Genomic DNA, 13,438 nt, shown 5'->3' on the forward strand with positions numbered 1-13,438 from the left:
TAACTATGCTGGTTAAAAGTAGCGAAAAAGCGCAAGCAATTGACTTGGTTAATACCAATAAATCGGATGCACTCGTTACATCAACAAAGGATTCTGCTAACAATTTGTGGAAAAACAAAATTGTTGCCAGAGAGGACCAAGTTAAAGTACTGACTGGCTGGGCGCAGCGCGGGGCACTGAGTCAAGCGCTAGCAAAAGCCGAACAAAGCGAAAGCACTATTCGTAATTTGTATATGGGGCTTGAAAAATTAGCACAACAATTAAATACCCAAGCTGCTAACACTCAGCCACAACCCATGCAACAACAGCAAATTAAAGTGCAAATAGCGTCATTACAAAACACAGCAAATAAAAAAGGCTCAGGACTTGATACCCAGCTGAAAATAACGGATCCAAATCGCGCTATTAGCAAACAGCTTAATGCAAATATAGACCTGCTTAGCGCACGTCCACATGAAGAAAATATCCAGTTAGTGATGGGTCGCTCGGGCAAATCATTAAGCTTAAAGATACCAGCCTATCAAGATGAAAAAACCAATTTAACTGCCATTCAAAATGCGTTTGCACCACATCATATAAATGTTGAGCTTAATCGTGAAAACCGTCTGCTTTTTAGTGCGCAAAAAGATAATGCGGCTCCACTTTTAGAGCCTTGGGTGATGAGTGGTCAAGGTGTACGAATTGCTGCAGGAAACCCGATTTCTTTGCAGCTCAATGATTTAGATAACCCTCTGAATGAACTTGCTAAAATAGCCGATAAAAATGCCACTATTGCTCAGCACCGAGAGCAAATCCAAACTGCGCAGCGCCATTTAAAAGCGAATTTAATAAAAATTCAGGCACAAAAACAACAATTACAAAGCCAATTAGAGCAGCTTGACTCTGCTAGTTCATTAGCTAACACTGATGAACTACTTGCTTTAAGTCTAGGGGTTAAACAGCATATGCAAAACCCTGGGGTAAATAGTGTAGCTGCGATTATGTCGCAGGCAAACATTACCCGTAATATGGTGCAATACTCACTCACTTAATTTTTTAATGCAGCAAGCTAGTATTGCTGCATCTTTTTTTATTTCTATTATTCCTCTTATCTGCTTTTAGCTAGCGAAAATGCCTATTTTACCCGCTTTGAATACATTGCTTAAAAAAATATAAAAAATAATTAGAAAAAAGTTTAGGTAATTAAAAATATGGTCGCTCTTAGTTATTAGAAGGTGATTTAGGTTCACTAATTACTTTAGCTATTAATTCAAAGAGGAAATAAACATGGCTTTATCAATTCAATCAAACATGGCTTCAATGTCAATCCAAAACCAACTTGGTCGTAGCAACAACGATTTGTCTACAGCACTTGAGCGTTTAGGTTCTGGTTTTAAAATTAACTCTGCTAAAGATGACGCGGCTGGTCTACAAATCGCTTCACGCTTAAACGCACAGGTACGTGGTCAAGACGCTGGTTTATATAACGGTAACAATGCTATGTCTATGATGCAAACTGCTGAAGGTGCGTTTGATGAAATGACTAACATTGCTTACCGCATGAAAGAACTTGCTACTCAAGGTTCAAGTGATACAAACGGTGCAAAAGAATGGGCTGCACAAAGTGCAGAATACACAGCACTAGCTACTGAGCTTACAAACATCATGGACAACACATCGTTTGGTGATGGAACTAAACTTTTAGCAGCTACTGGTAAGTTTGGTGCAGGTGCGGTTAACTTCCAAGTAGGTTCAAGTGCAGCAGAAACCCTTAATGTTGATATTTCTACTCAGTTAGGTGCTGTAACAACAGCCATTGGTTCTGCTGCTGCATTTACTGACGTTGCAACAGCACAAGCGCAGATTGCGTTTGTTGATACTTTAGTTGGCGAAATTGGTACTGCACGTTCAACGCTTGGTGCATCAATGAACCGTCTTGACCATACAATGACTAACGTATCTAACATGAAGCAAAACACTCAAGCTGCTGTAGGTACGTTAATGGACGCTGATTTTGCTGCTGAAACATCAAACATGACTAAGCAACAATTGCTAATGAACTCTGGTATCTCGGTACTGAGCACAGCTAACAGCACAACACAAATGATTGGTTCACTACTTCGTTAATAGTGATTAATCAATTAAGTATGCATAGCTACACCTAAGGTGTAGCTATTATTGTTTATAGTCATAAGTAAAAATATTTACTTTAGATTTTTTTGCTTATAACTAAAATGCTTGGAGATTAAAATGAGCTCTGCAATAGGAATCAATCCTGGGCAATTAGCCTCACAATATACACAAATTGAGCGTAGCGCTAAAGATCAGCAATTAAGTACTAAAAGTAGCCTTTTTAGCAATCAAATTAAGGCGTTTGATAGCCTGAAAAGTAATTTATCAAACTTTTTTGATGACTTACAAACCAATCTTAAAGATACCAGTAGCTTGTTTGCTAACACCGCTACGGTGAGCAATTCATCCGCATTAGCAGTAACAGCAAGCGGCACAGCAGCCAGCGGTGAGTACGATGTATTTGTCGAGCAATTAGCACAAGCACACCAAGTGGCATTGAGTTTTGATCCGGCTAAAGCTTTAACCACGGATGGTGAGTTAAGTATTGATTTGGCAGGCAGTGCGTTTAGTGTTGACTTTGCAAGCCTTGGCGCCGATGCATCATTAACTGATGTTGCAAATGCCATCAACTCACATGTTGATAATAGTGGTGTTAAAGCCTCTGTTGTGCGCTCTGGCACAGAAACCTTTTTAACTTTAACCAGTGCTGAGTCGGGTGCTGCTAATCAGGTGGGGGTGAGCTTTACTGTAGGTACGGATGCCAATGGCAGTGATATCACCAATGCTATAACAAACAAACAAGATTTAACATTAGCGCAAGATGCGATTGTCAAGCTAGGAGCTAACTCAGCACTGACAATCACTTCAAGCAGTAATAAACTCGATACGGTTATTGATGGGGTAACGATTGATTTAACGCAGGCGCAGTCGCTGGGCGATCAGCCAATTCATATATCAATTAACCAAGATCAAGAAAGCTCTAAAGAAAACATTCAAAGTTTTGTGGATAAATTTAATTCGCTCACCAATGGCATTACCAGTAACCAGTACTTAAAACGAGATAATATGGCTGCCGGCCTTGCTCGCTCTTTACGCAACGATTTTCAGGGTACGTTTGAAGGTAAAACCTTGTTCTCTGTGGGTATTGAATTTGATCGTAGCGGTAACTTAAAAATAGATAATAAAAAACTTGAAGAAGCTATGGCTACTAATCCTGAGCAGTTAACCAGCATGCTAACAGGTGAAAACGGGTTGTTATCTAAGCTGGAAACCCGCGTTGAGCCTTTCACTAAAAGCTATGGTTTGATGACGGATAAAAAGCAGTCATTGCAAGCGAGCTTAAATATAGTCAATAGGCAACAAAAAGATCATGAAGTGTCTATGGAGCAAGTGTACCAACGCTACTTGTCGCAGTTTACACAAATGCAACAGACTATTGCACAATTAGAATCTACAATGGGTCAATTTGGGAGCTAAACATAGATGTTAGATTTAAATGATGGCTTTTCAGCCTATAAAAGTACATCAGTAGATGCAAAAGCGGCCAGTGCCGATATTCATAAATTAGTATTGATGTTATTTGATGGTTTTTCAGATGAGCTTGAAAAAGTCACAGGCCACATAAAACAAAAAAGATACGATAAAAAAGCCGAAAGCATCGAAAAACTAATGCGCATTTTAGGCGGGCTTGAGGCCTCATTAGATCTTGAAAAAGGCGGTGAAGTAGCGCAAAACATGCAAAACCTTTATCAGCATTGTGGGCAAGCATTATTGCAAGCAAGTATAAAAAATGACTTGAGCTATATTGACTCCACCCGTGTAGTGATGACCAACTTGCAAGAAGGGTGGCAAGGCTTAGGTACACAATAAACAAATCTAAACCAGCTACCAATAGCTGGTTTTTTTCATTTTTAACACGGCTTTTTTATATCTCCCCCCACTGCCTAAATAATTATTCAATTCATTATTAATAACATATCACTTCCTTCCGATGTGGAAGTTCCGCTTCCGCTTTTTGGGTTTTTATTTTATTTTTTGTTATAAAACAGTAGCTTAAAGTTGGCTTGTTTATTGCTAAATGAAATGTGAACTTATAATGAATTTAGTATTGCTAATGGAACACTCTCAAAAGTACGCAGCGCAAAAAATGGAACAATTACTTAGCACCATGGAAGATGCTATCCATGAGAGTAATTGGTATGAGGTTAAATCAGCCGATAAGCAGCTGCTTGCATTTTATAATGAACTGCAAAGTATGCCTTACTTTAGTTCAATGAAGGCTGAACAAAATAACTTAAAAGCACGTTACGTTGACTTAATCGACCTAGTGAGCCAAAAACAAGCGGCCATTAAAGTACAAATGCAGCGCCACCAGGAAGATAAAGAAGGTTTAATTGCGTATAAAAAAGTACAACAAGGACAGTCACTATGAGTATCCAAGCAAATACTATGGCGACAAAGACTGACTTTGGCAGTGCCACTAATAAACCAACCATATTAAAGAGCAGTACACCTGCAGATGCGCAAGAACAACAGAGCGAGCTTGAGCCGTTTACGCTTTCTTCAAAGCAACAGCAAACAAAACAGCAAAATGTGCAAGGTGAACAACCTCAAGAAAGTTCAGAACAACTAGCGCAAGAAGATGCCAGTGCAGAAACACAAGAAATAATAAATCCGTACTTTTTAAACACTGCAAATTATAATCTTGATAGCAGTAAAATAAACGCGCCTGTCACAAATTTACTCAACTCAAATAGTAACCTTGCTCTTGATAACGGCACTGCAGCAGTGGAAACACCACCAGCACAACTTGTTATTGATGAGCAGTTAAAGAGTAAGCCTTTAGAGACTCTGCACGAAGAAGGCATTATAACTCAAGAGTCAGCTAAAACTGCGTCTGTACAAAATATGACAGTGCATAGTGATGTTTTAACTGTGCCTGCTGCAGCTATAAATGTAACGCCAGCGAATACACCCGTTAATAAAGAATTAAATACACTCGATTTAGCCAAAGCACCACAAACATTGTATTCGCAAGCGCTTTTGAATCGATTAAATCAACCTTCGGTAGTGTTGAATACTTATGGACACGCGCAATCAAGTAGCCCAACCAATGAGCAACTAGCTGCACAACCGAGTATTGGGCTCAGTAAGCTCGAGCTTGCTGCACTGACACAAAACACGCAATCGAAACTTCTCAACGTTGAATCTCGTGAAGGCAGCAATCAAAAATCAGCATTAGTGAACGCTTTTTCATCTGCCGCACCTGCGACAGAGAGCTTTGAATGGCAAAAAGAGAAATTAAAAGAGGCTCCCAGTGAATGGGGGCAGCGTTTATTACATGTACTTGGCGATAAGGTAAAGCTGCAAATAGGCCAGCAACTTCAGCGTGCGCAAATTAGATTAGATCCCCCAAACCTAGGCAGTATTGAAATATCTATCAATATCGAAGGGGATAAAACCTCAGTCAGTTTAACTACGAGTAATGTGCAGGTTAGAGATGCCATAGCGCAAACTTTAGAGCAGTTACGCCAGTCTTTGTCGCAAAACTCAAATACCACAGTGGATGTTAATTTGAGTGATAAACAGCAGCAATCTCAACAGCAAAGCGATAATAGCGACATTGCAAATAATCATACCGAGGTGCCTTCAATGGATGATGACAACAGCACTCGCACACCTAAGTCGCCATTAGATTGGTTGGATTTATTAGTATAACTACCTTGGATTAAGAGAGATAAAAGTGAAAAAAATAATAATAGCCCTAACTGTAATTGCACTTATTGCGGCTGCATTTTTTGCGGGACAGTTTTTTAACGACAGTGACTCATCAAAAGAAGGTCCGCAAGCAGATATAACAAAAGTTGAATACCACGAAATGGAGCGCTTTATTATAAGCGTATCAGAGGACTCAATTGCCCGCTATTTAGTACTTGACTTGGTACTTGTTACTTCACCATCTGTATACAACACAGGCACAGAGGCGATGGAGCCGCTTGTAAGAAATGTACTGGTAAAACAGTTTGCCAATATGAGTCATAGCCAAGCAAAATCCGCTTTTAAAGATATAGATGCGGTTCAAAAAAACTTATTAGAGCAGTTTAATTTAGTGTTAGCGAATACGGTATCTGTTCGATTGGATAACGTACTTATTACGAACGTCTTCATTCAATAGGCCATCGCTATGATGCTGCAAGAAGAGTGGGGCGAGTTAATAACAGAACCACCAGTCACCTTAACGCCACAAAAAGAGACACAACTATTATCGCAGTACTCTTATTTGGTGAATCGAGCGGCTGCGCACATGCGCACTCAAGTGGGTGTTATTGTCGATAATGATGATATTTATCAAATAGGTATTATTGCGCTGCTGTCGTCTATTCGTCGCTATGGTCGGGATTTAGATGAGAAGTTTGCTGCATTTGCGTTTAAGCGTATTCGTGGTGCTATGTTAGATGAGTTTAGGCGTGTCGATTGGCGACCGCGTCAACTAAGGCAGCAGTCTCATCAGCTTCGTGATATGAGCCGTTCACTGCAAAAAAAGCTCGGTCGTGATGCAACAGACACCGAAATGTGTGAGGCGTTAGGGATTAACCATAAAGAGCTTATTCAACTGCATTACAGTGAGCAAGCCGAAGCATTTGATAGCCTTGAAGCGCTATTGGAAGCTAACCCTAATTTAGCGCTCACCTCTGCACATACACACGACAAAGAAGAGACAGCAGCCATGCTAAAAGTGGCGATGAGCAAACTGAATACCCGAGAAAAGCTGCTCTTGCAATTATATTACATGCACGAAATGAATATGAAAGAAATAGCGTTAACGCTCGATTTAACCGAGGCACGTGTTTGCCAACTTCATAAACAAGCACTTGAAGCGCTTACACAAGCGCTTCAAAAAATCTAATACCTAAGGAATAAAGAATGCAAAGAGTTATAGGGTTAATAGTAGTACTTGCAACAGTATTAGGTGGTTTTGCGTTTGCGGGCGGCAACATTGCCACTATGTGGCAGCCATACGAGTTTTTAATTATTTTTGGCGCAGGTTTAGGGGCGCTAATTGTGGGTAATTCAAAGTATGTACTGACAGAAATGCTATCGCAATTAAAGTATCAATTTATTAGTGGTAAAGGAACCGATACGTCTGAGCTGTACCATGACTTACTACTCGTTATTTACTCTTTATTAGACTTAGCCAGAGTGAAAGGCATTAAAGGATTAGATGAGCATGTTGAAAACCCAGAAACCAGTTCTATTTTTCTTGCCTACCCTAAAGTGTATGAGTTCCCACAGCTAGTTACTTTTATTTGCGATAACTTACGTTTATTTAGTATGGGAAAAATAAACTCTCATGACTTTGATGCCATGTTAGAGCAAGAGATTTATACCATTGAAGAGCAACGTCTTAAACCTTCTCATTCACTGGCCAATATAGCTGAAGCTATGCCCGGTTTTGGTATTTTAGCAGCGGTTGGCGGCATTATTATTACCATGCAGCATCTTGATGGACCTTTAAGTGAAATTGGCTACCATGTAGCCGCGGCGTTGGTGGGTACTTTTATTGGTATTTTTGCTTGTTACTGTTTAATTGCACCACTTGCCTCAGCAATGGAGCAGTATGTAAAAAAACAAGTGGCAATGTTTGAATGTGTGCGTGCCATGTTAGTGGCGCATGCTAAAGGGCATGTGCCTATTGTGGCGACTGATTCAGGCCGAAAATTAATTAATGAAGAAATTAAACCGACCTTTACCACCATGGAAGAGTGGATTACTAACAAGGCGGCTTAATGATGGAAAACAAAAATCAAGAAATCGTCATCAAACGCTCTCGTAGAAGAGCAACCGAAAAGCCTCATGGTGGTGCTTGGAAGGTTGCCTTTGCCGATTTTACTTTGGCGATGATGGCGTTTTTTATGGTGATGTGGATCATGGCGATCACCAATGAATCTGAGCGTGAAGAAATAGCACACTATATGCGAACTCACTCAATTTTTGATGGTGGACCCGCTATTTTTGATCCTCAAAACAGCCCATTCCCCGTTGATTTAGGGGGATCTCCTTCTGTAATTAAGCACTTAGAGTCGGGAATTACGCCTCCGGACTCTCCAAAACCTGGAATGAGTGAAGTATTACAAGTGCCCGATGGCACCGTTGAGCCTAAAGCAGGGCAAGGCGAGAAGTTAAATTCAGCGATTGATAGCCAATTTGAAGCCTCATCTGAGCTGAGCTTATTACTTGAAAGCATTGATGAACTCAGTAAAGAAGAGTTACTAAAAAATAACTTATTAGTTGAAGAAGTGCCTTTAGGGCTCAGAGTGATCATTAGAGATGACAAGCACCACCAAATGTTTGAACGCTCAAAGTCGCAAATGACCCCATTTTTTGAAGATCTGTTTTTATACCTTGGCGGCTTAGTTAAAGACATTAACAACAAAATTATTATTTCTGGGCACAGCGACGCCAGCCTATTTATTGATGGTAGCTCTCGTAACTGGGATATTTCTGGCGATAGGGCGCAACAGGCCAGAAAAGTGATGACCATGGGCGGAATGCCATCAAGCCAAGTGTTGCAAGTAAATGCATTCTCCTCTAATCGACCACTGAACAAAGAAAACCAAAAAGCCAGTGAAAACAGACGGGTTGAACTACTTATTTTAACAAAAGATGCAGAGGGAAAATTTAATCAGTTGTTTGATGATAGCAATATTAATAACCCAGTAAAAAAATCTGCCAGTGCGGCAACTGCTAATAAACCTGTGCTACGCCTTGAAGAGAATTATGAGTAACCAATCAGAAACTAAACGAAGTTACAAAAGATGGAATTTAAACCTCAAAGATAATTACGAGCCAGAGTCAGTTCAGCTTGGCGGGGTGGGCGTACAGTTACTTCGTCGCTGCTTTATTGATATTCCATTATGCCATGGTGTAGCAAAAGACATTAGTGTGGGTGGCGTAGGGTTATTAGTCCCTGCTGAAAAGGCTATTCCAGACAAATTTATTGTGGTTTTTGATAAAGCCAATCGATTGACTGGCAAGGTAACGTACCGCCGCGAAGTAAGTGATAAGTTAGTGTTTTTAGGGGTTGAGTGGATAAGTAAAAATGAGCGCTTACGCAGCGATATTGTTAATCATTTACAGTTACAAGCCCAATTAAAAAAAGCAAAAAAAACCAATGCATAGGCAACATAGAAATGAATCAGGAAATACAGTGATATGAGTAAAACGTTAAACGCTAAAACAAGGTTAATTAAAGCGAAAGATTCTGAGCATATTACGCCATTTGCACTCACGCTTGAGCAAAGAGCATATGAACAAGCACAACAAAAAGCAGCGCACATAAACGTGAATATTCGTAAAACGTTGGAGTTAGAGCTAGCCCAATTATTTAACGACAGCCGTTTTGATGTAGAAATTTCGCCTTGTTCGCATTCGGTTATTAACAGTTGGTTTAAAGAATCACCAAGGATATTTCTTGCCTGTCCTTTATTTGCCCCTACTCAAGGTGAGGCCTATTTAGCGCTTGATTATCAAAGTGCATATAAAACAGCGGATTTATGCTTAGGTGGGCAATTTAATAATGTGAACAGCACAGAGCAAGCTCCTGATGCGAGTAACGAATTAAGCTCAACAGAAAGCCGTATTTGTGGTCGCTTACTACAGCGCCAAGTGCAGGGCATTCAAGGCTTATTATTTAGAGAACGCTCAGCATTATTAGGGGAGATACAAAAATCACATGCCTTACCTGAAGCATTACAATATTTAGCCTTTAAAGTGCGGTTTATATTAGAAAACCAAGTAATAAGTTGGTTTTTATGGCTGCCAATTAGCTTTTTTTGCGCAGCTGATAGCGAGCAAGATTCAGCAAATAACGAAACACTCAATACTGAGATGTGGGCACAGTTTGCGGTGCAAGGTCAGATTGAAATGGCGAAGAAAAAAGTCACTTTAAAGCAATTAAAGGCCTGTGTAGCCGGCGGGGTATTACCCATTGAACTTAATGAAGCTGCACTATTTAACCTAGGCCATAAACAAATATTTAAAGGCCAAGTCGTTGAGCAAGAGACTGGCTTAGCATTTCAAATTACACAATTATCAAATAATACAACGAGTAACTAAATTATGAACGAGAACCTTGATAGCGCCTTAGCGGGCTTAGAGCTTGATGCTTTTGATGGATTTGATGACAAATCTGCTGATAAAACTAATGAAGGAAATATGTCATTTTTTCAAGATGTTCCTTTACTCGTTACTCTTGAAGTAGCAAGTACTGAAATTACCTTAGGCGAGCTTAGCCAAGCCAAAGAAGGCGATGTGCTTAAGCTAGACAAAGTAGCCGGTGAAGCGCTTGATGTAAAAGTGAATGGAGTATTTTTTGCTAAAGCAGAAGTGGTAATGGTTGAAGGGCAGTATGGTTTGAAATTTGCTCAAACAGATACCGCAAAGGATCAATAAACAAATGAATACACGCGTAATTTTTAAAGTTAGCCTACTGTTGATCATGATGTTTTTACCAAGCTGGCTAAATGCAGAAGAACTTACGCTGTTTTCTCTAAAAGATACGGCCGACGGGCAAGACTACAGCGTTAAACTGCAAATACTTTTGCTAATGACGGTATTGAGCTTATTACCTGCGCTATTGATGGTTTTAACGTCGTTTACCAGAATCATCATTGTATTGGCAATTTTGCGCCAAGCTATGGGATTACAACAAAGCCCACCGAATAAAATTTTGATTGGCATCTCACTGATGCTCACCATGTTGATTATGCGACCAGTTTGGCAGGATATTTACCAAAATGCATATACGCCTTTTCAACAGCAAACCATAGGATTAGAAGACGCTTTACTCACCGCTGAAAAGCCTTTACGTGCTTTTATGCTCAGACAAACCCGTGAAAGTGAGTTGCGCCAAGTGCTACTAATTGCCAATGAGCCAACGACACTTACCGCCGAAGAAATTCCGTTTGAAGTGTTAATGCCTGCGTTTGTATTAAGTGAGCTTACTACCGCTTTTCAAATTGGCTTTATGTTGTTTATTCCTTTTTTAATTATTGACTTAGTGGTCAGTAGTGTATTGATGTCTATGGGTATGATGATGCTATCGCCGCTGATCATTAGTTTACCGTTTAAGCTCATGGTGTTTGTACTTGCCGATGGCTGGTCAATGATAGCGGGTACACTGGCGGCTACATTTGGAATGTCACCATGACCCCAGAAATGTCGGTAGAGCTTATTTCAAGCGCAGTTTATACCATTATCAAGCTCATTTTAGTGCTTATTGTACCCGGGTTATTGTTGGGTATTGTGGTCGCCATTATTCAAGGTGCTACTTCTATCCAAGAGCAAACTCTGACGTTTTTACCGCGTATGTTATTAACCTTGTTAATGGTGGTATTTGCAGGCCATTGGATGCTACAAATTTTGATTGATTGGTTTGATAAGCTCAAATTTATGTTACCTGGGGTATTTGGTTGAGCTCATTACTCTCTTTAACGTCTACTGATTTAGTCAGCTGGATGGGCACGCTTTGGTGGCCATTTGTACGTTTTTCTGCACTTTTATGGTCTATGCCGGTATTTGACAATCCGGCAGTAACGCCGCGCTCTCGTATTTTAGTGTCTATGATGTTGGCTTTTTTAGTTGCTCCGCAGTTACCACTTGCACCTGCTATTGACTTGTTTTCTTTAGATGCCGCCATCTTAACCTTCGAGCAAATTATTTTTGGGGCAATGATGGGGTTATCGCTGCGTATTTTGTTTGAAGTAATGGCAATGATAGGGCTGATCTTATCCATGCAGATGGGCTTATCAATGGCGCTAGTTATGGACCCCGGTAGCGGTAACCAAGTGGCATTATTGGGACAGTTATTTTGGATTATGTGTGCATTACTGTTTTTTGCCGCAGATGGTCACTTAATAACTCTACAAGTTATGGTAGAGAGCTTTCATAGCTTTCCGATTGGTCGCAGTATTTATGAGTTTGATATTCAGGCGATTATTATGTTGTTTGCGTGGATGTTTTCCTCTGCTTTATTGCTGTCGCTACCAGGGATAGTCGCCATGTTATTGGTTAACTTAACCTTTGGTGTTGCAAGTAGGGCGGCGCCTTCATTAAATATTTTTGTATTGGGTTTCCCTATGTCGCTATTGATGGGGTTTTTCTGCGTATTTATGACCTTAGAGTACACAGGAAGTGCGTTTTCAAGGCTAACGTATCATGTGCTAACAACCTTTGCACAGGCGATGAGGTAGCGATATGTCTGAAAATAGCTCGCAAGAAAAAACAGAACAGCCCACAGAAAAACGGCTAAAAAAAGCCAAGGAAGACGGCCAAGTTGCGCGCTCAAAAGAGCTCAACACCGCTATTTTATTAATGGTTAGTATTGCTGGGCTATTGTGGTTTGCCAATTTATTTTACAGCTTATTTGTTAACTTAATGAACAGCACCATGGTGCTGGATCAGACAATTATAAATAACAAAAAAATGATGCCCATAGCGCTGGGCGACGCCATTATGAATATGCTGTCGACCCTCACGCCGTTTTTATTATTAAGCTTTTGCGCAATGTGGATCACTGGGTGCTTACCGGGTGGGTTTGTGTTTTCAAAAAAACTGGTCTCACTAAAAATGAGCAAGCTCAACCCATTAACCGGGTTAGGCAAAATGTTTGGTAAACAGTCGTTAGTTGAGCTGCTTAAATCGATATTAAAAATAACCTTACTGGCGATTTGCTTATATACTTTTTTAACTAAGCTGTGGATGCAGCTCATGGTATTACAAAACTTAGATATCAAAGTGGCGATAGGCCAAGGCATTGAGCTGTTATTTTTATCATTAATGATCACCGTAACTTTACTGCTTTTTATTGCTGTTATTGATGTGCCTTTTCAGCAAAAACAGATTGCCGATAAAATAAAAATGACCCACCAAGAGGTAAAAGAAGAGCGTAAATCTTCTGACGGTAGCCCTGAGATAAAAAATAAAATTCGGCAAATACAATATCAGCAATCGAATAGAAAAATTGAAGAGCGTGTACCCACTGCCGATGTGATTGTCACCAATCCAACTCATTATGCTGTGGCAATAAAATACAGTGAAGAAGCGGCTAAAGCCCCTTATGTTGTTGCTAAAGGCGTAGATGAAATGGCGCTGAGAATACGTGAAGTGGCCCGTATGAATAACAAAGAAATAATAGAAATCCCTGCATTAGCACGGGCTATTTATTTTTCGACCCGGGTCGACCAAGAAGTGCCCAACGGCCTATACAGCGCCGTTGCCTATGTACTGACCTATGTATTGCAACTAAAAGCATATAAGCAAGGGCGTGGCCAAGCACCCGCAGCCTTACCTGAATTAACAATCCCTAAAAACTTACAGAAATCTTAGA

17 protein-coding genes are annotated in these 13,438 nt (G+C 40.2%); all 17 read left to right on the forward strand.

Annotated elements, in window-relative coordinates; genetic code table 11:
* Window positions 1-5: 5 nt before the first annotated feature.
* Window positions 6-1,031, forward strand: coding sequence for a flagellin (locus CWB78_RS03175; RefSeq protein WP_138594173.1), 1,026 nt, complete (start codon window positions 6-8; stop codon window positions 1,029-1,031).
* A gap of 235 nt (window positions 1,032-1,266) precedes the next feature.
* Complete coding sequence (locus CWB78_RS03180) at window positions 1,267-2,106, forward strand: flagellin N-terminal helical domain-containing protein (RefSeq protein WP_010391170.1); 840 nt, start codon at window positions 1,267-1,269, stop codon at window positions 2,104-2,106.
* Between the two features lie 123 nt (window positions 2,107-2,229).
* Complete coding sequence (fliD, locus tag CWB78_RS03185; protein WP_138594175.1) at window positions 2,230-3,528, forward strand: flagellar filament capping protein FliD; 1,299 nt, start codon at window positions 2,230-2,232, stop codon at window positions 3,526-3,528.
* A gap of 6 nt (window positions 3,529-3,534) precedes the next feature.
* Window positions 3,535-3,921 (forward strand): flagellar export chaperone FliS, encoded by a 387-nt coding sequence (gene fliS, locus CWB78_RS03190; protein WP_010391173.1) that lies wholly within the window; start codon window positions 3,535-3,537, stop codon window positions 3,919-3,921.
* Between the two features lie 244 nt (window positions 3,922-4,165).
* Window positions 4,166-4,483, forward strand: coding sequence for a hypothetical protein (locus CWB78_RS03195; RefSeq protein WP_249930382.1), 318 nt, complete (start codon window positions 4,166-4,168; stop codon window positions 4,481-4,483).
* Window positions 4,480-5,769, forward strand: a complete 1,290-nt coding sequence (locus CWB78_RS03200; RefSeq protein WP_138594179.1) for a flagellar hook-length control protein FliK — start codon at window positions 4,480-4,482, stop codon at window positions 5,767-5,769. The genes CWB78_RS03195 and CWB78_RS03200 overlap by 4 nt, the downstream gene beginning before the upstream one ends.
* 25 nt (window positions 5,770-5,794) lie before the next feature.
* Window positions 5,795-6,226, forward strand: coding sequence for a flagellar basal body-associated FliL family protein (locus tag CWB78_RS03205; RefSeq protein ID WP_138594181.1), 432 nt, complete (start codon window positions 5,795-5,797; stop codon window positions 6,224-6,226).
* Window positions 6,227-6,235: 9 nt separating this feature from the next.
* Window positions 6,236-6,958 carry a FliA/WhiG family RNA polymerase sigma factor gene (locus tag CWB78_RS03210; RefSeq protein WP_138594183.1) on the forward strand — a complete coding sequence of 241 codons (723 nt, stop codon included), beginning with the start codon at window positions 6,236-6,238 and terminating at the stop codon, window positions 6,956-6,958.
* A 17-nt stretch (window positions 6,959-6,975) separates the two neighbouring features.
* A complete protein-coding gene (gene motA / locus CWB78_RS03215) occupies window positions 6,976-7,839 on the forward strand; it encodes a flagellar motor stator protein MotA (protein ID WP_010391179.1) in 864 nt (287 codons plus the stop codon).
* A complete protein-coding gene (locus CWB78_RS03220) occupies window positions 7,839-8,837 on the forward strand; it encodes a flagellar motor protein MotB (protein ID WP_049775587.1) in 999 nt (332 codons plus the stop codon). The genes motA and CWB78_RS03220 overlap by 1 nt, the downstream gene beginning before the upstream one ends.
* Entirely contained in the window at window positions 8,830-9,231 is a 402-nt protein-coding gene (locus CWB78_RS03225; protein ID WP_013464393.1) for a PilZ domain-containing protein, read from the forward strand. The genes CWB78_RS03220 and CWB78_RS03225 overlap by 8 nt, the downstream gene beginning before the upstream one ends.
* 33 nt (window positions 9,232-9,264) lie before the next feature.
* The gene (locus CWB78_RS03230; protein ID WP_138594185.1) at window positions 9,265-10,167 is read left to right on the forward strand and encodes a FliM/FliN family flagellar motor switch protein; all 903 of its coding nucleotides are present in this window, start codon (window positions 9,265-9,267) and stop codon (window positions 10,165-10,167) included.
* 3 nt (window positions 10,168-10,170) lie between these two features.
* Entirely contained in the window at window positions 10,171-10,503 is a 333-nt protein-coding gene (locus tag CWB78_RS03235; RefSeq protein ID WP_055011667.1) for a FliM/FliN family flagellar motor switch protein, read from the forward strand.
* A 4-nt stretch (window positions 10,504-10,507) separates the two neighbouring features.
* Window positions 10,508-11,260: a flagellar type III secretion system pore protein FliP gene (gene fliP / locus CWB78_RS03240; RefSeq protein ID WP_138594187.1), complete on the forward strand. Its 753-nt coding sequence runs from the start codon at window positions 10,508-10,510 to the stop codon at window positions 11,258-11,260.
* Window positions 11,257-11,526, forward strand: a complete 270-nt coding sequence (locus CWB78_RS03245) for a flagellar biosynthetic protein FliQ (RefSeq protein ID WP_013464397.1) — start codon at window positions 11,257-11,259, stop codon at window positions 11,524-11,526. Before fliP ends, CWB78_RS03245 begins: the two co-directional genes overlap by 4 nt.
* Window positions 11,523-12,302, forward strand: a complete 780-nt coding sequence (fliR, locus tag CWB78_RS03250) for a flagellar biosynthetic protein FliR (protein ID WP_138594189.1) — start codon at window positions 11,523-11,525, stop codon at window positions 12,300-12,302. Before CWB78_RS03245 ends, fliR begins: the two co-directional genes overlap by 4 nt.
* A gap of 4 nt (window positions 12,303-12,306) precedes the next feature.
* Window positions 12,307-13,437: a flagellar biosynthesis protein FlhB gene (flhB, locus tag CWB78_RS03255; protein WP_138594191.1), complete on the forward strand. Its 1,131-nt coding sequence runs from the start codon at window positions 12,307-12,309 to the stop codon at window positions 13,435-13,437.
* Window position 13,438: the final 1 nt, after the last annotated feature.

It is taken from the genome of Pseudoalteromonas sp. S1612 (assembly GCF_005887175.1).
GTDB lineage: Bacteria > Pseudomonadota > Gammaproteobacteria > Enterobacterales > Alteromonadaceae > Pseudoalteromonas > Pseudoalteromonas undina.